The 17,707-nt window shown below is 65.5% G+C and carries 16 protein-coding genes and 1 riboswitch; of the genes, 9 read left to right on the top strand and 7 right to left on the bottom strand.

What is annotated here, in order from left to right; translation table 11 throughout:
• Positions 1 to 7: 7 nt before the first annotated feature.
• Positions 8 to 140: riboswitch (TPP riboswitch) on the bottom strand.
• Positions 141 to 204: 64 nt separating this feature from the next.
• The 6 genes from ACO2RV_RS03865 to ACO2RV_RS03890 form a co-directional block, all read right to left on the bottom strand.
• Positions 205 to 1,056, bottom strand: coding sequence for an IclR family transcriptional regulator (locus ACO2RV_RS03865; RefSeq protein ID WP_423290022.1), 852 nt, complete (start codon positions 1,054 to 1,056; stop codon positions 205 to 207).
• A gap of 73 nt (positions 1,057 to 1,129) precedes the next feature.
• Positions 1,130 to 1,519 carry a RidA family protein gene (locus ACO2RV_RS03870; RefSeq protein WP_423290024.1) on the bottom strand — a complete coding sequence of 130 codons (390 nt, stop codon included), beginning with the start codon at positions 1,517 to 1,519 and terminating at the stop codon, positions 1,130 to 1,132.
• A gap of 14 nt (positions 1,520 to 1,533) precedes the next feature.
• Complete coding sequence (locus tag ACO2RV_RS03875; RefSeq protein WP_423290026.1) at positions 1,534 to 2,304, bottom strand: amino acid ABC transporter ATP-binding protein; 771 nt, start codon at positions 2,302 to 2,304, stop codon at positions 1,534 to 1,536.
• A 13-nt stretch (positions 2,305 to 2,317) separates the two neighbouring features.
• Positions 2,318 to 2,983: an amino acid ABC transporter permease gene (locus tag ACO2RV_RS03880; RefSeq protein WP_423290028.1), complete on the bottom strand. Its 666-nt coding sequence runs from the start codon at positions 2,981 to 2,983 to the stop codon at positions 2,318 to 2,320.
• A 10-nt stretch (positions 2,984 to 2,993) separates the two neighbouring features.
• A complete protein-coding gene (locus ACO2RV_RS03885; RefSeq protein WP_423290030.1) occupies positions 2,994 to 3,656 on the bottom strand; it encodes an amino acid ABC transporter permease in 663 nt (220 codons plus the stop codon).
• A 72-nt stretch (positions 3,657 to 3,728) separates the two neighbouring features.
• A complete protein-coding gene (locus ACO2RV_RS03890; RefSeq protein WP_423290032.1) occupies positions 3,729 to 4,574 on the bottom strand; it encodes a transporter substrate-binding domain-containing protein in 846 nt (281 codons plus the stop codon).
• A gap of 172 nt (positions 4,575 to 4,746) precedes the next feature.
• Between ACO2RV_RS03890 and ACO2RV_RS03895 the strand changes: the two genes are divergently transcribed.
• The gene (locus ACO2RV_RS03895) at positions 4,747 to 5,826 is read left to right on the top strand and encodes a D-TA family PLP-dependent enzyme (protein WP_423290034.1); all 1,080 of its coding nucleotides are present in this window, start codon (positions 4,747 to 4,749) and stop codon (positions 5,824 to 5,826) included.
• A gap of 81 nt (positions 5,827 to 5,907) precedes the next feature.
• On the opposite strand, the gene ACO2RV_RS03900 is transcribed toward ACO2RV_RS03895, so the two are convergent.
• On the bottom strand, positions 5,908 to 7,785 hold the full coding sequence (locus tag ACO2RV_RS03900) for a sigma-54-dependent Fis family transcriptional regulator (RefSeq protein ID WP_423290036.1): 1,878 nt from the start codon (positions 7,783 to 7,785) through the stop codon (positions 5,908 to 5,910).
• A 236-nt stretch (positions 7,786 to 8,021) separates the two neighbouring features.
• On the opposite strand from ACO2RV_RS03900, the gene ACO2RV_RS03905 reads away from it, so the two are divergent.
• The 8 genes from ACO2RV_RS03905 to ACO2RV_RS03940 all read left to right on the top strand — a co-directional run bounded on the left by ACO2RV_RS03905 (position 8,022) and on the right by ACO2RV_RS03940 (position 17,651).
• Positions 8,022 to 9,074, top strand: coding sequence for an NAD(P)-dependent alcohol dehydrogenase (locus ACO2RV_RS03905; protein ID WP_423290038.1), 1,053 nt, complete (start codon positions 8,022 to 8,024; stop codon positions 9,072 to 9,074).
• 564 nt (positions 9,075 to 9,638) lie between these two features.
• Positions 9,639 to 11,309 carry an aromatic/alkene/methane monooxygenase hydroxylase/oxygenase subunit alpha gene (locus ACO2RV_RS03910; RefSeq protein ID WP_423290040.1) on the top strand — a complete coding sequence of 557 codons (1,671 nt, stop codon included), beginning with the start codon at positions 9,639 to 9,641 and terminating at the stop codon, positions 11,307 to 11,309.
• A 73-nt stretch (positions 11,310 to 11,382) separates the two neighbouring features.
• The gene (locus ACO2RV_RS03915; RefSeq protein WP_423290042.1) at positions 11,383 to 12,444 is read left to right on the top strand and encodes an NADH:ubiquinone reductase (Na(+)-transporting) subunit F; all 1,062 of its coding nucleotides are present in this window, start codon (positions 11,383 to 11,385) and stop codon (positions 12,442 to 12,444) included.
• Positions 12,445 to 12,495: 51 nt separating this feature from the next.
• Complete coding sequence (locus ACO2RV_RS03920) at positions 12,496 to 13,566, top strand: aromatic/alkene monooxygenase hydroxylase subunit beta (protein ID WP_423290044.1); 1,071 nt, start codon at positions 12,496 to 12,498, stop codon at positions 13,564 to 13,566.
• Positions 13,567 to 13,571: 5 nt separating this feature from the next.
• Positions 13,572 to 13,943 (top strand): MmoB/DmpM family protein, encoded by a 372-nt coding sequence (locus ACO2RV_RS03925; RefSeq protein WP_423290046.1) that lies wholly within the window; start codon positions 13,572 to 13,574, stop codon positions 13,941 to 13,943.
• Between the two features lie 110 nt (positions 13,944 to 14,053).
• Positions 14,054 to 15,076, top strand: coding sequence for an amidohydrolase family protein (locus ACO2RV_RS03930; protein ID WP_423290048.1), 1,023 nt, complete (start codon positions 14,054 to 14,056; stop codon positions 15,074 to 15,076).
• 4 nt (positions 15,077 to 15,080) lie between these two features.
• On the top strand, positions 15,081 to 15,953 hold the full coding sequence (locus ACO2RV_RS03935; RefSeq protein WP_423290050.1) for a metal-sulfur cluster assembly factor: 873 nt from the start codon (positions 15,081 to 15,083) through the stop codon (positions 15,951 to 15,953).
• A gap of 66 nt (positions 15,954 to 16,019) precedes the next feature.
• On the top strand, positions 16,020 to 17,651 hold the full coding sequence (locus tag ACO2RV_RS03940) for a molecular chaperone GroEL (RefSeq protein ID WP_423290052.1): 1,632 nt from the start codon (positions 16,020 to 16,022) through the stop codon (positions 17,649 to 17,651).
• Positions 17,652 to 17,707: the final 56 nt, after the last annotated feature.

The following is a 17,707-nucleotide window of genomic DNA, read 5'->3' on the forward strand; positions in this document are numbered from 1 at the left end:
CGCTCGCCGCGACGCATCCGCACCGTCCCTACGCCAGTATGAACTGGATCAGGTTCAACGGGTCACTGCGCCGTGGACGGCCGGTAAGGGCCGCACCAGCAGTATCTCAGCCCCTTGCCGGGACTCCCCTGGTGAATGCGCGAAGCCTGGGCAGAAGATTGATTCATGTCAAGGCGGGCGGGGAACCCTGCCCCGCCCTGCCGCTCAGGGCCGCGCGCTGCCGGGGCGCAGCCGGTCGGAGCGGACCGTGCCACTGCCGGGCAGATAGCCGAGCTGCTCGGAGAGTTCGCCCGCCGCGGCGAGGAGGCGATCGAGATAGACGTCCCGGTTGCGCAGCCCGTCCTCGCGCGGGGTGACAAGGCACAGCGTGGCGATGCAGGCGCCATCGGCCTGATGCACCGGCACCGCGAAGCAATAGGTGAAGTTCTCCACCGCGCTGTTGAAGGTGAAGAAGCCGTCGGCCGTGGCGCGGCGCGCCTCGGCGATGAACTGCGCCGGTTCCAACAGCCGGCCGTTCGGCAGCACGAAATCCTCGGGCGGAATGAGGGCGAGGATTTCCTCGTCGCTCATATGGCCGACCAGCAGACGCCCCGAGGCGGTCCACGGGATCGGCACGATCTCGCCGACATCGGAGGAAATGCGGAACGAGCGCAGCCCCTCGCGCATCATGGCGACGGTGTATTTGTTGCCGTCGAGCATGCACATCTGCGAGGTTTCGCGTGTCTCCTCGGCAAGGCGCTGCAGCAGCGCGGCGCTCTCGCGCATCAGGTCGAACTGCGCGGAATAGGCCATGCCGAGGAAATAAAGCCGGCGACCGAGGAAGACGCGCCCCTCCCCGCCGGAATATTCCAGCATGCCGTGGCGCAGCAGCAGGTTGACGAGTTCATAGACGGAGGAGCGGGGGCCGCCCATCTCTGCGGCGATCTCGTTCGGGCGCATGGGCTGGCGACGGGTGCGCAGGAATTCGAGTATCTCGAAGGCGCGGTCGAGCCCGCGGCTGCGCTTGGCGCCGTCCTTGGCCGCCCCGTCCTGCGTCACCGACTCCTCACCCTTCATCGTCACATCCCTGGTCATGCGGGCCGCATCGCCCAGTTCGCCCGTACGGCCTTGGGCGGGACGGCGGCCGGCATCACATCTTGTCCGCGCGGAAGGCGACGCAATCGATTTCCACCTTGCAATCGACCATCATGCGGGACTGGACGCAAGCGCGGGCCGGCGGGTTCTCCGTGAAATATTCGGCATAGACGCCGTTGAAACTCCAGAAGTCGCGCGGGTCGTCGAGCCACACGCCGCAGCGTACGATGTCCTCAACCCCATAGCCGGCTTCGTGAAGGATGGCGATCATGTTCTCGATGGCCTTGCGGCTTTCCGCGACGATGCCGCCGCGGACGATCTCGCCCTTCTCCATCGCCACCTGGCCGGAGACATAGAGCCAGCCATTGGCCTGCGTGGCACGGGCGAAGGGCAGCTTCTGGCCGCCTGCGCCGACTTCGCCAGCGCCGTAACGGATAATGGTCATGCGTACCTGCTTTTCTACTGGAAACTCGAGGATTTGAGGAAGTCGGCCAAACGTTCGGTCTTCGGCCGCACGAACATCTCCTTCGGATCGCCCTCTTCCCCGATCACCCCCTTGTTCATGAAGATGACGCGGCTGGAGACCTCATAGGCAAAGCGCATCTCATGGGTCACGAGCAGCATGCTCATGCCCTCGCCGGCCAGCGCCTTGATCACCTGCAGCACCTCGCCCACCAATTCAGGGTCGAGCGCCGAGGTCACCTCGTCGAACAGCATGAGACGGGGGTTCATCGCGATGGCGCGGGCGATGGCGACGCGCTGCTGCTGGCCGCCGGAGAGCTGGCCGGGATAATGGTCGGCGCGCCCCGCCAGCCCGACACGGCCGAGCCAGCTCTCGGCCAGCGCGCGGGCCTCGTCGCGGCTCATCTTCTTCACCTTGACCAGGCCGAGCATCACGTTCTGCGCCGCGCTCATATGCGGAAACAGGTTGAACTGCTGGAAGGCCATGCCGGTGAGCGCGCGCTGGCGGGCGATCTCCCTCTCGCTCTTGCGGCGCCGCCCGCCAGCGGCGTCCTCATAGCCGATGGCCTCGCCATCGATGAGGATGCGCCCGCCCTGGAACTCCTCGAGCATGTTGATGCAGCGGAGCATGGTGGTCTTGCCGGAGCCGGAGGAGCCGATGATCGAGATCACCTCGCCCTGCTGCATGGTGCAGTCGACGCCCTTCAGCACCTCGACGGCGCCGTACTGCTTGCGCAGGCCCTGTATTTCGAGAAGCGGCTTGGTCATGGGAATAGCGCCTTCAGGACGGCACGGCGGTCTTGCGCTCGACGAACTTGCCGAGCCGCTCGATGCCGAAATTGATCAGGAAGTAGAGAAAGCCGGCGAAGAAATAGAATTCGAGGCTCATGAAGTTGCGCGAGATGATCTCCTGCGTGCGCAGCAGCAGCTCCGCCACGCCGATGACCGAGAGCAGCGTCGAGGCCTTCACCATCTCGGCGGCGGTGTTCACCCAGGTCGGCAGGATCTGCCGCAGCGCCTGCGGCCACAACACCGAGGTGAAGGTCTGGCCGAAGGTGAGCCCGATCGCCTTCGCCGCCTCGCTCTGACCGACGGGAATCGCCTGCAGCGCGCCGCGCACGATCTCGCCGATATGCGAGGAGCAGAACACCGCCAGCGCCAGCACGCCGGCCTGGAACGGGCCGAGATCGAGCCCGACGGTGGAGAAGATGTAGTAGCTCGCCAGCACCAGCACGAGCACCGGCGTGCCGCGCACGATGTCGACATAGACGCGGATCAGCGCCCGCAGCACCCGATGACCATAGACCAGGCCGAGCGCCACGCCGACGCCCAGCAGCGAGCCGGCGAGAATGGCCAGCAGCGAGATCGACATCGTCACGCCCAGCCCCTTGAGCAGGGGAAGGCGCGCGATCCAGATCTCGTTGAGGAAGAGCATCAGATCGTTCATCGCTCCATCCTCACTTGGGAATCGCCAGACGGCGCTCGACGAAGCGCAGAAGCGCGGCGAGCACGGCGCAGGTCGCGACATAGAGCGCGGAGGTGACCATCCACACCTCGATCACGCGGAAGCTCTCCACATTGATCTTGCGCGCCGCGAAGGTGAGTTCCGGCACCGCGATGGCGGCGGCGAGCGAGGTGTCCTTGAACAGCGAGATCAGCGTCGAGGACAGCGAGGGCAGCACGTTGCGCAGCATCAGCGGGATGACCAGCGAGGTGCGGATCTGCATCGGCGTCAGACCGATGGCGAGCCCGGCCTCCTTCACCCCGCGCGGCACCGAGATCAGCCCCGCGCGAAACACCTCGGCGAGATAGGCACCGGAATAGACCGCCAGCGTCAGCACGAAGCTCTGGATCTTGTCGATCCGCAGGCCGAGCTGAGGCAGCGCGAAATAGGTGAACAGGATCAGCACCAGGATCGGCAGATTGCGGATCACCGTCACATAGAGCGCCGCCGGCCGGCGCAGCCAGCCCGGCCCTCCCGCCAGCGCGAAGGCGACGGCAAGGCCGATGACCGCGCCGATCGCCAGCGCCATCGCCGCCAGTTCGAGACTGAGCAGCAGCCCGCCGAGCAGCAGGTCGAAACTGCGCCAGACCGCGGCGAAATTGAGCGTGTAGCCCATTACGGATTCCCAGGAGATGGCAGGGGACGCGCGCCGCCGGCAGGCCGCGCGCGCCCAGTCGCTAGCAGCGTATCACTTGAACTCGACGGGGAAGCCGATCTGCGGCGGCGGCAGGGTCTTGCCGAACCAGGTCTTGAAGGACTTGGCGTAGGTATCGAACTCGACGCCGGTCATCGCCTCGTGCAGGGCGGTGTTGACGAAGTTGAGCCAGTCCTGGTCGCCGCGCTTCACCGCGCAGGCATAGGTCTGCGGCCCCCAGCCATAGCCGGCATCGATGTAACGGTCCGGATTCTGCGTCATGAACCAGCCGATCGAGGACTGGTCGGTGGCAACCGCGTCGGCACGGCCCGAGTTCAGCGCCTGATAGATCAGGTCCTGCGCGTCGTACTGGTCGACCTTCGCCTGCGGCAGCGCCGCATGCACCATGTCCTCGGCATAGACATTCTGCAGCACCGCGACGGTGACCTTGGAGCCGGCGGCCTTGAGCGCGTCGTAATCCTTGTAGGGCCCGCCCGCCTTCATCATCAGGCCGACGCCTTCACGGTAATAGGGAATGGTGAAGGCCACCTGCTGGGCGCGCGCGCCGGTCACCGTCATGAACTGGCAGGTGATGTCCACCTTGCCGGTGGTGATGTTGGGAATGCGGGCGTCGGAGGACTGGTTGACGTACTCGACCTTGCTCGGATCGTTGAACAGAGCCTTGGCGATGATGTGGCCCATGTCGACATCGAAGCCCTGCAACGTGTCGTCGGCACCCTTGAAGTGCCAGGGGGCGTTGGTCGAGCCCGTCCCCATGACGAGATGGCCACGCGCCAGCACCTTGTCGAGCGTGCTGCCGGCATCCTGCGCGAGAGCCGCGCCGGACAGAAGAAGAGACGATGCCAGCGCGATGACGCCGGCGCGAAGAGTCGCGCTCATGCCAGTTCCCCATGGTTGCATTTTGCATTGTCCAATATATTGGATATGAGTCCGAATTACTGGATTGACCTATTCACACAGCTGCCTCATAGCTTGTCAAGACGAAAGATGGAGCGGACGGCGCAGGCTCTGCTGCACGACATGGGCCGGCCGCAGCCTGACGAGGATCTGCATGAGCGCGACGCCCGAAAACCCTTCGCCCGCCCTGCCCGAAACGCCGGCGGTGCTGATCGATCTTCCGGTGGTCCGGCGCAACATCGCCCGCTTCCAGCACTATGCGGACGCGCATGGGCTGAAGGTCCGCCCGCACATCAAGACCCACAAATTGCCGGCCATCGCGCAGATGCAGCTGGCCGCCGGCGCGATCGGCATCACCTGCCAGAAAGTCTCGGAGGCCGAGGCGATGGTCGCCGGCGCGCCGGAGATCCGCGACGTGCTGATCACCTATAATATCGTCGGCGCCGGCAAGCTGGCCCGCCTCGCCGCACTGGCGCGCAAGGTCGATCTCTCGGTGGTCGCCGACAGCGAGGCGGTGGTGGCCGGGCTTTCCGCCACCTTTGCCGCCGCGCCCCGGCCGCTTGCCGTGCTCGTCGAATGCGACACCGGCGCCCGGCGCTGCGGCGTCGCAAGCCCCGAGGAGGCCGCAGCCCTCGCCCGCACCATCGCCACCGCGCCCGGCCTCGTCTTCGGCGGGCTGATGACCTATCCGCCGGTCGGCGCGGCCGCGGCGGTCGAAACCTTCATGACGACGGCGAAGGCATTGATCGAGGCGAGCGGCATTCTCGTACCGGTCGTCACCTCCGGCGGCACCCCGTCCATGATGCACGCGGCCGAGGCCCCGGTGACCACGGAGTATCGGCCCGGCACCTATGTCTATAATGACCGCTCGCTGGTCGAACGCGGGGTGTGCGGCTGGGAGGACTGCGCCCTCACCGTGCTCGCCACCGTGGTTTCGGTGCCGGCGCCGGACCGCGCCATCGTCGATGCGGGGTCGAAGACGCTGACCTCCGACCTGCTCGGCCTCACAGGCTATGGCCATGTGCTGGGCCGGCCCGACATCGCCATCGACCAGCTCTCGGAAGAGCATGGCCGCCTCGTCAGCAAAGGGCCGATCAGCCTTCATGTCGGCGACACGGTGCGCATCGTCCCCAACCACGCCTGCGTGGTCACCAACATGGTCGACGCCGTCTACGCTCTGGACGAGGGGCGCGTCGAGCGCTGGCCGGTGCCGGCCCGCGGCTGCATCACCTGATACCCGATGAGATCGATCGGCATCGGCGCCATTTCTCGGGATGAGGATGCTCGTCCCCCGATGTGAACGACGCCAACGCCCTCAGTCGACTTCCGTATGTTTGTAGACCGTTGTCCGGGAGATGCGGAGCTGGCGAGCGGTCGCCTGGACGTTGCCTCCGGTCGCCGCAAGGGTTTCGCGGATGCGCCGGCATTTGTCGCGGCTCAGCGGATTTTGGGCGCAATGCGCGCACGTCGGACCGGCAGCGCCGTTGCCGTCGTCACACAGCGCCAGGGTCAGTCCGTCGCCATCGCTCTCGATCGCGGCCCGCCGCAGCCAGGACTGCAGCTCGCGTATATTGCCCGGCCACGGCCGCTGGCGCAGACGCGCAAGCACGGCGTCATCGATCGACGCGTCCGGCGCATGCCGGGTCAGGAGATGACGGACGATAGCCTCGAAATCACTGCGTTCGCGCAGCGGCGGGATCTCGATGGAGAGACCGTTCAGCCGGTAATAGAGATCGGCGCGGAACTGATGCGCGGTGACGGCGGCGGCAAGGTCGCGATTGGTGGCGGACACGATCTGCACATCGAGCTTCGCGCTCTTCGCGCCGCCGAGCGAGCGCACCTCCATCGTGTCGAGGAACCGCAGCAACGCCGTCTGCGCGCCGAGCGGGATGTCGCCGACCTCATCGAGAAACAGCGTTCCCCGGTCCGCCAGGCGGATGAGGCCCGGCGCGCCTTCGCTGCGCGCATTGGTGAAGGCGCCCCGGTCATGGCCGAACAGTTCGGCAATGAACAGCGATTCCGGCACGCCGCCGCAATTGATGGCGACAAACTCGCCACTTCGACCGCTCAGCGCGTGAACATGGCGCGCCATCAGTTCCTTGCCGGTGCCGGTCTCGCCATGGATATGGACGGCGAGACGATCGCCGGTGGCGGCCGCCAGGCCACGCATCCGCCGCCGCAGCAGCGGGTCTTCGCAAACGAAATCGACAGAGGATGCCGCGGTTGGCACCGGCAGGCGACGCGCCACGGGTGCCGGGCTGGAATTCACCGGCGGCGCGGCGAAGCGTCGGCATGTGATGTAGAGCATGCTGCCGGCGCGGTCGCGGACACGGGCGATGCCGTTGCTGCGCAACTCGTCGACCACGCTGCCGAAGCCAGGCTCGAACACGGCATCGAAGGCTTGGCCGACATTGGCGTCCAGCCCGGCGAGCAGCGCCCGCGCCGCGCGGTTGATCGAAACGACATCTCCCTCCGCCGACAGCGCCAGCAGACCGGCCGACAGGGTGTCGAGATACTCCGCGCGTGGATGCAGGGCCAGCAACAGCACATCCGGCCGACCATTGACGATCAGCCCGTTCTCGACCGCCGCCGCCGCCATGCGCACCAGCGCATGCGTATGCTGCTGGCGCGCCTCGTTGGAACTCGACGCGTCGAGCAACCCGACCAGCCGATCCGCGGGGTCGAAGATCGGCACGGCCACGCAGCTGAGATGGCCGTGGCAGGCGAAGAAGTGCTCGCGCCCATAGATCGCAACCGGAGCCCGCTCGACGAGAGCAAGGCCGAGCGCATTGGTGCCGCGCCCGCTCTCCAGCCACACGCTGCCCGGCACGATGGAGCGCCCTGCCTCGCTGTCGGCGAAATGCGGATCGCTCAGCGCATCCAGCACCACGCCGCCGGCATCGGCGAAGGCGATCATGAAATCGGAGCCGGCTATCTGTTCATGCAGAAGCTGCATCTGCGCCAGGGCCAGGCGGCGCAGCAGAGCCTGCTCCTCGCGCCGGATGCGCACCTCGGCGAAGGGAATGACGACATCGTCCGGCCGCCGCGCCGGGTCGAGCCCTCCGGCGATACAACGTTCCCAGCTGCGCGCGACCTCGGGAGACAGCGCGCCGCCGGGCACGCGCGAGCCCGTCTCCAGCGCGACGCGCGCGCGGTCGACATTGGATCGCGGCGGGTGGGAGAGGGACGGCATGGGCGCTATCCTCCGGCTGTTCTTGTCGTTTTGCCGCAGGTTCGGCGCAAAACAGACGGAAGGCAATATCCAGAAACTGGACACTGTTCGACACGCCCTGTTCAGGCGATGCACGCGCAAATACCTTCGCACTTGCAGTAACGCGTTGATGAAATGAACGAATAACGCGTGGCACGTTTGCTGCGATGGGTCTTCCGACGGCGACGCGTTCCGGTGCCGAAAAAAGGGAGGACGCCATGAAGGCGCAGGTGCTGAAAACCTACGACACGAGTCTCTCCGCCGACCTCTGGGTCGCGGAGGAGAACGTGCCCGATCCGAAGATCGTGAAATCCACCGATGTCATCGTCCGCATCGGCGGGGCCGGCGTGTGCCGCACCGATCTCCATATCATCGAGGGGGTGTGGAAGCCGCATATGGATCCCAATGGCGACCAGCTGCTGCCGCTCATCATGGGCCATGAGAATGCCGGCTGGATCGAGGAGGTCGGCAAGGAGGTCGAGGGCCTGAAGAAGGGCGACCCGGTGATCGTGCACCCGAAGATCACCGGCGGCACCTGCCTCGCCTGCCGCCGCGGCTTCGACATGCACGGACCCGGCACGTTTCCCGGCCTCGACTGCGATGGCGGCTATGCCGAGTTCATCTGCACCTCGGAACGCAACATCGTGCCGCTGCCGCGCTCGCTGGCGCCGAAGGAGGTGGCGCCCTATGCCGATGCTGGCCTCACCGCCTATCGCGCGGTGAAGAAGGCCACCCGGCATCTGCTGCCCGGCGAGAGCTGCGTCGTAATCGGCGCCGGCGGCCTCGGCCATATCGGCATCCAGTGCCTGAAAGCCATGTGCGCCGCCGACGTGATCGTGGTCGACAAGTCCGACGCCTCGCTGGCGCTGGCCAGCAAGAGCGGCGCCGACCGGACGGTGAAGGCCGATGGCAACGAGGTCGAGGCCGTGCTGGCGCTGACCGGCGGCGCCGGCGCGGAAGCCGTGATCGACTTCGTCGGCGAGAAGGGCACCACCGCCAAGGGACTGGCCATGACCCGGCCGATGGGCAGCTACTACATCGTCGGCTATGGCGAGGACATCAGGATCCCGACGGTCGACCTGATCATCTCCGAGCGCAACATCATCGGCAATCTGGTCGGCACCTGGGCCGAGCTCACCGAACTGATGGCGCTGGCCGATCGCGGGCTCGTCGAGCTGGCAACGGCAGAATACAGGCTCGCGGACGCGAACCGGGCGCTGCATGACCTCAACGCCGGCAAGATCCACGGGCGAGCCGTGCTTGTGCCCTGACAAGGCCGGGGCCGATCTCTGGTATTCCGGAGACAAAATAATGTGCAGCGCAGCATAGATGCCAGGTACGTAAGCAAGATTTACCGATCATTCTGCGCCGCAGCATTTTCTCATAATGAAACACTTCCTGATGTTCGATTCGCAAAACAGTTCAATTCCGCGAATCGAGACGTGTGCTACCGCTGAAAATTCGTTGGAATACCTATTGCGACGAATTGGCACGGCACTTGCTACATTACTATTAGAACAATGCTGACATGTCCCACGGGGCAGGCCGCGACAAGAACGAAGGGAAGAAGTCCGGGGAGGCTGCCGACACGGCGATGAGCCGGTTCGGCGGGTCATGGGGCGGTCAGGTCAGGATCGCCGTCCCGCACCCGTTACGCCAACAGCCGATCCCGGTGCCTTGCACCTTTGCCCAGGCCTTCGACGCTCGCCGCATGTGCGACGGGCGAAGGCCCGCTCATGTCTGAAACCCGCTCGGCCGGGCAGCGCAAATCGCTGTGCCGCGCCTGACGGGAGGAAATCGACCGTGGACTCCGCTCCAAGAGCAGGATGGCAAAAATGACAAGTACACTGACCCTGAACAAGATTACCGCGCAGAAGGGCATCTCCGTCGCCGACGCGGCGAAGAAGATCGCCGACCTCGGGTGGAACCCCTCCTATGTGCAGGAGGCGATGACCTTCCCGACCGACTACAAGATCACCAAGGCGCCGAAAGACCCGATGAAGCAGGTGCTTCGGTCCTACTTCCCGATGCAGGAAGAAAAGGACAACCGGGTCTATGGCGCGCTCGACGCGGCTCTGCGCGGCGACATGTTCCGCAATGTGGAGCCGCGCTGGGTGGAATGGATGAAGCTGTTCCTTGCCATCATCCCCTTCCCGGAAATCTCGGCGGCCCGCTCCATGGCGATGGTCGGTCGCCTGGCGCCCGGCGAGGACCTGCGTACCGGCTTCACCATGCAGATGGTCGACGAGTTCCGCCACTCGACGATCCAGATGAACCTGAAGAAGTGGTACATGGAGAACTATATCGACCCCGCCGGGTTCGATATCACCGAGGAGGCGTTCGGCAAGTGCTACGCCACCACCATCGGCCGCCAGTTCGGTGAGGGCTTCATCACCGGCGACGCCATCACCTCGGCCAATGTCTATCTGACCGTGGTGGCGGAGACGGCGTTCACCAACACGCTGTTCGTCGCCATGCCCTCGGAAGCGGCGCGCAACGGCGACTACGCCCTGCCGACCGTGTTCCTGTCCGTGCAGTCGGACGAGAGCCGGCACGTCGGCAACGGCCACTCCATGCTGATGTCGATGCTGAAGGAGCCGGAGAACCACCTCCTGCTCGAGCGCGACATGCGCTACGCCTTCTGGCAGAACCACGCCATCGTCGACGCCGCCATCGGCACCTTCATCGAATACGGCACCACCAACCGCGACAAGAACAAGGAGTCTTATGCGGAGATGTGGCATCGCTGGATCTTCGAGGATTACTACCGCACCTACATGCTGCCGCTGGAGAAGTACGGCATCAAGATCCACCACGACGACGTGCAGACGGCGTGGAAGCGCATCACCGAGAAGCACTATGTCCACAAGATCGCGCAGTTCTTCTCGGTCGGCTGGCCGGTGAACTTCTGGCGCATCGAGGCCCAGACCGACAAGGACTTCGAGTGGTTCGAGCACAAGTATCCGGGCTGGTACGCGCAGTTCGGCGAGTACTGGAAGTGGTACGACAAGCTCTCGCATCGCGGCCAGACCAACATGCTGTTCAACGCCGACACCGGCTATGTCTATCCGCACCGGTGCTGGAGCTCGATGGTGCCCTGCGTGGTGCGCGAGGACATCGTCACCGACACGATCGACGGCAAGCTGCACACCTTCGCCCATGAGCTCGACCGCTGGACCGCGGTAGAAGCCTTTGCCGGCGAATATCAGGGGCGCCCGACCCCGGCGATGGGCCGCTTCAGCGGCCGGCGCGAGTGGGAGAGCTGCTACCACGACTGGGATCTGGCGGATGCCATCCAGGATCTCGGCTTCGTGCGCACCGACGGCAAGACCCTCGTGCCGCAGCCGCATCTGCGCTTCGAGGAGAAGGAGATGTGGACGCTTGACGATGTGCGCGGGCACACCATCAAGAGCCCGCTCATCACCCTGCGCGAGATGAGCCCCGAGCAGCGCGAGAAGCATCTCGCCGACTATCGCGCCGGCTTCACCATCAACCCCTGCAACTGAACGTCGCGCGGGACCGGCCTCGCCGGTCCCGCATCGACCGAGGTGCTCCAGAACATAACGGGGAGGTCGCACGATGGGCGACGTCTATACCGTCCGCTTGAATCCGGTCGGCGTCGAATTCGAGGTCGAAGAGGGGGAAACCGTCCTCGACGCGGCCTTCCGGCAGGGCATCGCCTTGCCGCATGGCTGCAAGGAGGGGCGGTGCGCGGCCTGCAAATGCGTGCTGAACGAAGGAGAAGTCGAGCTCAAGCCCTATTCCACCTTCGCGCTGAACGAGATGGAGCGGGACCAGAACCACGTCCTGCTGTGCCGCACACTGGCCTATTCGGACATCGAGGTCGATCTGCTCAACTTCGACGAGGAGATCCTCTCGAAATCGATACCCGTCCGAACCTTCGGCGCAGAGGTGGCGCGGGTCGTCGAACTGACCCACGACATAAGGCGCCTGGAGATCGTGCTCGATCAGCCTCTCAAATTCTGGGCGGGCCAATATGTCGACATCACGCTCCCGGGGCCAGAGGCGGTTACGCGCTCGTTTTCCATGGCAAATACGCCGGTCGAGGGCAAAGAACTCGCCTTCATCATCAAGAAATACCCCAACGGGAAATTCTCCTCCCGCCTCGACGGAGAGCTCAGCCCCGGAACCCGGCTCACCGTCCGCGGCCCCTTCGGAACCTGCTTCCGACGGGAAGACAAGGGAGGAGCCCTGATCCTGGTGGGTGGCGGCTCCGGCATGTCGCCGCTGTGGTCGATCCTTCACGACCATCTGGAGAGCGGGGAGGATCGCGAGGTCCACTTCTTCTACGGCGCGCGCACCGCCAAGGACCTGTTCTACCTCGACGAATTCGCCCGGCTCGCGGCGGACAATCCACGCTTCCACTTCATTCCCGCGCTCTCGGGCGCCGGCGATGAGGACGACTGGAGCGGCGAGCGCGGCTTCATTCACGAGGTGCTGAACGCCCATCTGCGCCGGCTGGATCTCGGCGAAGAGGTCGACGTCTACGCCTGCGGCCCGGAGCCGATGATCGAGGCGCTCGTGCCGGTGCTGCAGATGAACGACGTGCCGACCGAACGGATCTTCTTCGACAAGTTCACGCCGGCCTCAAGCTCCACCGGGCAGCTGGCGCACGCCTGAGCGCCATACCCACACGCCTTCGCCAGACAACGATAATTTGGGAGGACCACCATGACAGCCACGCAAACGGCGCCGGTCAAGTCGGGGGCAGCCGGTTCGGCCATCTTCGCCGATTCCGACAGCCGCAAATACCGCTACTTCGAACCGCGCGGCAAGCGCGCGACCCATTACGAGGACGTCACCGTCGACGTCCAGCCCGATCCCGAGCGCTATCTGCTGCAGGACTGGATCATCTCGTTCCCGAACGGGCGCGGCGCCTACTCCAAGGATAACACCGCCGCGCTGAGCTCGAACTGGCACCTGTTCCGCGCCCCGGACCAGGAGTGGGAGCGCACCCACTACCAGCGCCAGTCCAAGATCGAGGCGATGGTGCAGGCGGTCATCGCCAATGGTCGCAAGTCGGGCGCGCCGCTGCACTTCGACAAGGCCTGGGTGAAGGTGCTGCAGAACCATCTCGGCGCCTGGAAACATGCCGAATTCGGCCTCGGCACCTCGCTGATGCAGGCGCAGCGCTACGGCTATACGCAGATGATCAACAACGCGACGCTGACCAACTCGTCGTACAAGCTGCGCCTCGCCCAGGACATCACGCTCTACCTCGCCGAAATCGGCATGGACATCGGCAATTTCGATGACGAGGCCGGCAAGCGTGCCTGGCTCGAGGACGGCATCTGGCAGGGAACGCGCGAGGCGGTGGAGTCCATCATGGGCTCGCCGGACTATCTCGAGCAGTACTTCGCCATCAACATCGTGTTCGAGCCGCTGGTGGGCGAACTGTTCCGTTCGGGCTTCCTCATGCAGGTGGCCTCGCCGAATGGCGACTTCATCACCCCGCCGGTGATCTCGGCGGCGGAAGCCGACTACGAGCGCAACCTCGCCAACGCCATCGACCTGTTCCACCTGCTGGCGCACGACCCCGAGCACGGCGCTCACAACAAGCGCCTGTTCCAGTCCTGGCTGCACAAGCACGTCGCGCTGGCCAACAAGGCGTCGGCCGGCCTGCAGCCGATCTGGTCGCAGCCGCATTCCAAGCCTGTCCAGTATTCCGACGCGCGCGCGCAGTCGGTCGAGCGCATCGGGAAGATCCTGGGCGAACTCGGCCTCGAACTTCCCAAGGAGTGACCTCCATGTCCGTAATGTCCCGCTCGGCCACCAACCAGAACATCTTCCAGAAGATGGGCGATCTCGTCTTCGACCAGACGATCTCGCACCAGTGCGGCGTCACCATGAACGACAGCGTCGAGGCCCGCGCCATCGCCGAGTTCATGGGGCAGAAGCCCGATGTCACCATCACCTACCAGCCGGCACTGATCCGCATCGACGGTGAGGGCAAGCTCGTCTTCAAGATGGACGAGATCAGCGAGATTCTCGGCAAGGAGATGACTGCCGAGATCTTCGAGGTCAATACGTCGACGCACTATGGACGCATGATCCGCGTCGACGACAACACCGTGACGCTGTTCGGCGACATGGATGAGATCCGCCAATACATCGAGTGATCACGGGAAGGCCAGCTCCGGGGAAGGTTCGCCTTCCCCCGGGCGGTCGACCCGTCGCCATCAGGCGCGACGCCACGCGCTCACAGCCTTCGTTCAAGGGGAGAGATTTCATGTTCAGGACGCCGGACGGTGAAGAGGTCTTCATCATCGATGGTCACACGCATTTCTGGGACGGCAGCCCGGAGAACCAGGCCAACATCCACGGCAAGCAGTTCATCGACTGCTTCTACGCCTACCACACCTCCTTAAGCCCCAAGGACAAGCTGTGGAGCAAGGAACAGTTCGAGAAATACAGCGCCGACAAGATGTACAACGACCTGTTCGTCGACGGTCCCGACGACATGGCGATCGTCCAGTCGACCTATCTCAGCGAATTCTACAAGAACGGCTTCAACACCATCGAGCGCAACCTCGACATGGCGAAGGCCTATCCGGACCGCTACATCGTCAACGGCGCCTTCGACCCGCGCGATGGCGAGAAGGCGCTCGAATACATCCACTTCATGAAGGAAAACTACAACATCAAGGGCGTGAAGCTCTACACGGCGGAGTGGAAGGGCGATTCCCGCGGCTGGAAGCTCACCGATCCCAGCGCCTATCGCTGCCTGGAGCTGTGCCAGAAGCTCGGCATCACCAATGTCCATGTCCATAAGGGACCGACCATCATCCCGCTCGACAAGGATGCGTTCGATGTCCACGACGTCGACCACGCGGCGACCGATTTCCAGGGCCTGAACTTCATCATCGAGCATTGCGGCCTGCCTCGGCTCGACGATTTCTGCTGGATCGCGGTGCAGGAGACCAATGTCTATGGCGGCCTCGCCGTGGCGTTGCCCTTCATCCATTCCCGCCCGCGCTACTTCGCCGAGGTCATCAGCGAACTGCTGTTCTGGGTGGGCGAGGACAAGATCCTGTTCGGCAGCGACTACGCGATCTGGACGCCGCGCTGGCTGGTCGAGAAGTTCTGGAACTTCGAGATCCCGGAAGACATCAAGCAGGAGCACGGCGTCGACCTCACCCCCGAGGCCAAGCGCAAGATCCTCGGCCTCAATGCGGCCCGGCTCTACAATGTCGATGTCGAGGCGCAGAAGGCGAAGCTGAAGAACGCTTCGCTCGCGGTCGCGGCGGAGTAGGCTGATGCGCCGCCCCGCCAACCCACAGGTCGGCGGCGATGTGCGCATCGCCGCCGTATGGAACCAGCTCGCCGGCGTCATGGACCCGGAGCTCGACGAGTCGATCGTCGATCTCGGCTTCGTGGAAGACATCGTCCTTGGCGCCGACGGCCGCGTGGATGTCGCGTTCCGCCTGCCGACCTACTGGTGCTCGCCCAACTTCGCCTTCCTGATGGCGGACGACATCGGCCGGGCGGTACGGACATTGCCCTGGGCGGGCGAGGTCCATCCCCGGCTCGAGGACCACATGTTCTCCGACGAGGTCAATCGCGGCACCCGTCTCGGCCTCTCCTTCGCCGAGGCGTTCCGTGACTTCGAGGTCGGCAGCTCGCTGGAAGACTTGCGCGAGACGTTCCTGCGCAAGGCGTTCCAGCGCCGGCAGGAGGCGGTCATCCTCGGCCTGCGGCGGGCCGGCTGGTCGGACCCCGCCATCGTGACGACGGACCTCGCGACGCTCGATCGCGCCGTCATCACCGACCCCGAGGGCCTTCGCCAGAAGCCGCGCTATCGCGACATCCTGCTTGCGCGCGGTCTCGCCACGAGGCCATCCGACCTCGCCTTTGTCACCCTCGACGGCGAGGCCATCCCGGCCACGGGCCTGCCTGTGCATCTGCGTGGGCTGCGCGCGGTACGCATCAACATGGAAGCCAATGGCGCGCTGTGCCGCGGGCTCCTGGATGCACGCTATGACGAAGGGCCGCGCGCGGCGATTGCCGCGCCCTCCCGCCACGCCTGCGGCGGCGACGGAGCGTCCACGGGATGCTGCGGCAGTTGCGCCCTGCACGCCGCCGGCGCCGTGCCTGCCGCGAGAGATGCCGGCACGCCGCTCTCCCTGTGAACGAGGCGGCGACGCCCCGTTCCGACGTCGATCCGAACAAGCAAACAAGATGACGAGGAAACAGCCATGGCAAAGATGATTCTGCATGACGGCGAGGCGCGCCGCGCGCTCGCCCGCGGCGTTGGCAAGCTGGCGGCGGCGGTCGAATCGACACTCGGCCCCAAAGGCATGAACGCCATGGTCGACCGGCCGATCGGCACCCCCATCGTCTCGCGCGACGGCGTCACCATCGCCTCGGAGATCGAGCTGCCCGACCGCTTCGAGAACATGGGCGCGCAGGTGGTGCGCGAGGTTTCGATGCAGACCAACGAGGTCGCCGGCGACGGCACCACCACCGCCATGGTGCTGGCCAATGGCCTCATCCAGAACGGCGTCGCGGCACTGGAGCGGGGCGCCAAGCCCGTCGATCTGTGCCGGGGCATCGACACTGCGGTCGACCTGGTGGTGGAAACGCTGAAGGGTCGCGCCCGTCCGGCCTCCGAGCGCTCCATGCTGGAAGCGGTGGCGACCATCGCCGCCACCAACCCGCACCTCGGAAATCTGGTGGCCGAGGCACTGCACCGGGTCGGCCTCGACGGCATCGTCTCCTCCGATTACGGCCTCACCATCGAGACCACGCTCGACGTGGTGGAAGGTATGTCCTTCGACCGCGGCTATATCTCCCACCACATGGTGACCGACGTCGAGAAGATGGAAGTGGTGCTGCACGAGCCCTACATCCTGCTGACCGACCTCAAGATCCGCGCGCCGCAGGAAATCGCCGGCATCCGCAAGGCGGTGGCGCAGACCGGGCGCACGCTGGTCATCATCGCCGAGGAAATCGCGCCGGAGGTCGTGGTCACCCTGCTGGGAGACGGCAATCGCGGCAAGGTGCTGGTGGTCAATCCGCCGGATTACGGCCACTGGCGCAAGGCTATGATGGACGATCTCGCCATCATCACCGGCGGCAAGGTCATCGCCCGCGATCTCGGCGGGAGGCTGGAGGACGTCACCCTCGACGATCTCGGCACCGCCCGCCAGGTCCGCGCCAGCGCCCGCGAGACCGTCATCGTCCGCGGCGGAGGAAACCCCGAGGAGATTGCCGCCCGCCGGGCGCAGGTCACCCGCCAGCACGAGCTCGCCCCGCCGAACATCGAGCAGGACAAGCTGAAAGAACGCCTCGCCAAGCTCTCCGGCGGCACGGCGGTGATCTATGCCGGCGGCGTGACGCCGGTGGAGCAGAAGCGCACCATCCAGCTCATCGACGACGCGCTCAGCGCGACCCGCGCGGCGGCGGAGGAGGGCATCGTCGCCGGCGGCGGCACGGCGCTGCTGCAATGCGCGCCGATCGTCGCGGCCCGGCTCGGCAATCTCAACGGCGATGTCGGCGAAGGCATAAGGCTGGTTCGCGAGACGCTGGCCCGTCCGGCCGCCTTCATCGCCCGCAATGCCGGCTACGACCCCGACACCATCGTCGGCAAGCTGATGGCGGCGTCGGACGGCGTCGGCTTCGATGCCGCCACCGGCGAGATGACGGACATGATCGCGGCCGGCATCGTCGATCCGGTGCGCGTCACCTACAGCGCGCTGCGCAACGCCGCCTCGGTCGCCACGCTGGTGCTGACCACCAACACGCTGGTCGCCGACATCGCCGACTATGTCGACCCGACCGCCGGCCCCGCTCTCGGCGGCGGCGCCGAAAGGCTCGGCCGCGCATGATCATGGCATCCCGCCGGCGGTCCCCGTCCGTCCGGCGGGCGGCCTCCCGGACGAAC

It is taken from the genome of Ancylobacter sp. VNQ12, assembly GCF_049445835.1.
GTDB lineage: Bacteria > Pseudomonadota > Alphaproteobacteria > Rhizobiales > Xanthobacteraceae > Ancylobacter.

What these genes read in the sequence shown, in the direction of transcription:
- ACO2RV_RS03870 (WP_423290024.1), bottom strand. Translation starts at nt 1,519, where the DNA reads ATGACCATTATCCGTTACGGCGCTGGCGAAGTCGGCGCAGGCGGCCAG.
- ACO2RV_RS03935 (WP_423290050.1), top strand. Translation starts at nt 15,081, where the DNA reads ATGCGCCGCCCCGCCAACCCACAGGTCGGCGGCGATGTGCGCATCGCC.
- ACO2RV_RS03925 (WP_423290046.1), top strand. Translation starts at nt 13,572, where the DNA reads ATGTCCGTAATGTCCCGCTCGGCCACCAACCAGAACATCTTCCAGAAG.
- ACO2RV_RS03895 (WP_423290034.1), top strand. Translation starts at nt 4,747, where the DNA reads ATGAGCGCGACGCCCGAAAACCCTTCGCCCGCCCTGCCCGAAACGCCG.
- ACO2RV_RS03875 (WP_423290026.1), bottom strand. Translation starts at nt 2,304, where the DNA reads ATGACCAAGCCGCTTCTCGAAATACAGGGCCTGCGCAAGCAGTACGGC.
- ACO2RV_RS03910 (WP_423290040.1), top strand. Translation starts at nt 9,639, where the DNA reads ATGACAAGTACACTGACCCTGAACAAGATTACCGCGCAGAAGGGCATC.
- ACO2RV_RS03890 (WP_423290032.1), bottom strand. Translation starts at nt 4,574, where the DNA reads ATGAGCGCGACTCTTCGCGCCGGCGTCATCGCGCTGGCATCGTCTCTT.
- ACO2RV_RS03940 (WP_423290052.1), top strand. Translation starts at nt 16,020, where the DNA reads ATGGCAAAGATGATTCTGCATGACGGCGAGGCGCGCCGCGCGCTCGCC.
- ACO2RV_RS03880 (WP_423290028.1), bottom strand. Translation starts at nt 2,983, where the DNA reads ATGAACGATCTGATGCTCTTCCTCAACGAGATCTGGATCGCGCGCCTT.
- ACO2RV_RS03920 (WP_423290044.1), top strand. Translation starts at nt 12,496, where the DNA reads ATGACAGCCACGCAAACGGCGCCGGTCAAGTCGGGGGCAGCCGGTTCG.
- ACO2RV_RS03900 (WP_423290036.1), bottom strand. Translation starts at nt 7,785, where the DNA reads ATGCCGTCCCTCTCCCACCCGCCGCGATCCAATGTCGACCGCGCGCGC.
- ACO2RV_RS03905 (WP_423290038.1), top strand. Translation starts at nt 8,022, where the DNA reads ATGAAGGCGCAGGTGCTGAAAACCTACGACACGAGTCTCTCCGCCGAC.
- ACO2RV_RS03865 (WP_423290022.1), bottom strand. Translation starts at nt 1,056, where the DNA reads ATGAAGGGTGAGGAGTCGGTGACGCAGGACGGGGCGGCCAAGGACGGC.
- ACO2RV_RS03915 (WP_423290042.1), top strand. Translation starts at nt 11,383, where the DNA reads ATGGGCGACGTCTATACCGTCCGCTTGAATCCGGTCGGCGTCGAATTC.
- ACO2RV_RS03885 (WP_423290030.1), bottom strand. Translation starts at nt 3,656, where the DNA reads ATGGGCTACACGCTCAATTTCGCCGCGGTCTGGCGCAGTTTCGACCTG.
- ACO2RV_RS03930 (WP_423290048.1), top strand. Translation starts at nt 14,054, where the DNA reads ATGTTCAGGACGCCGGACGGTGAAGAGGTCTTCATCATCGATGGTCAC.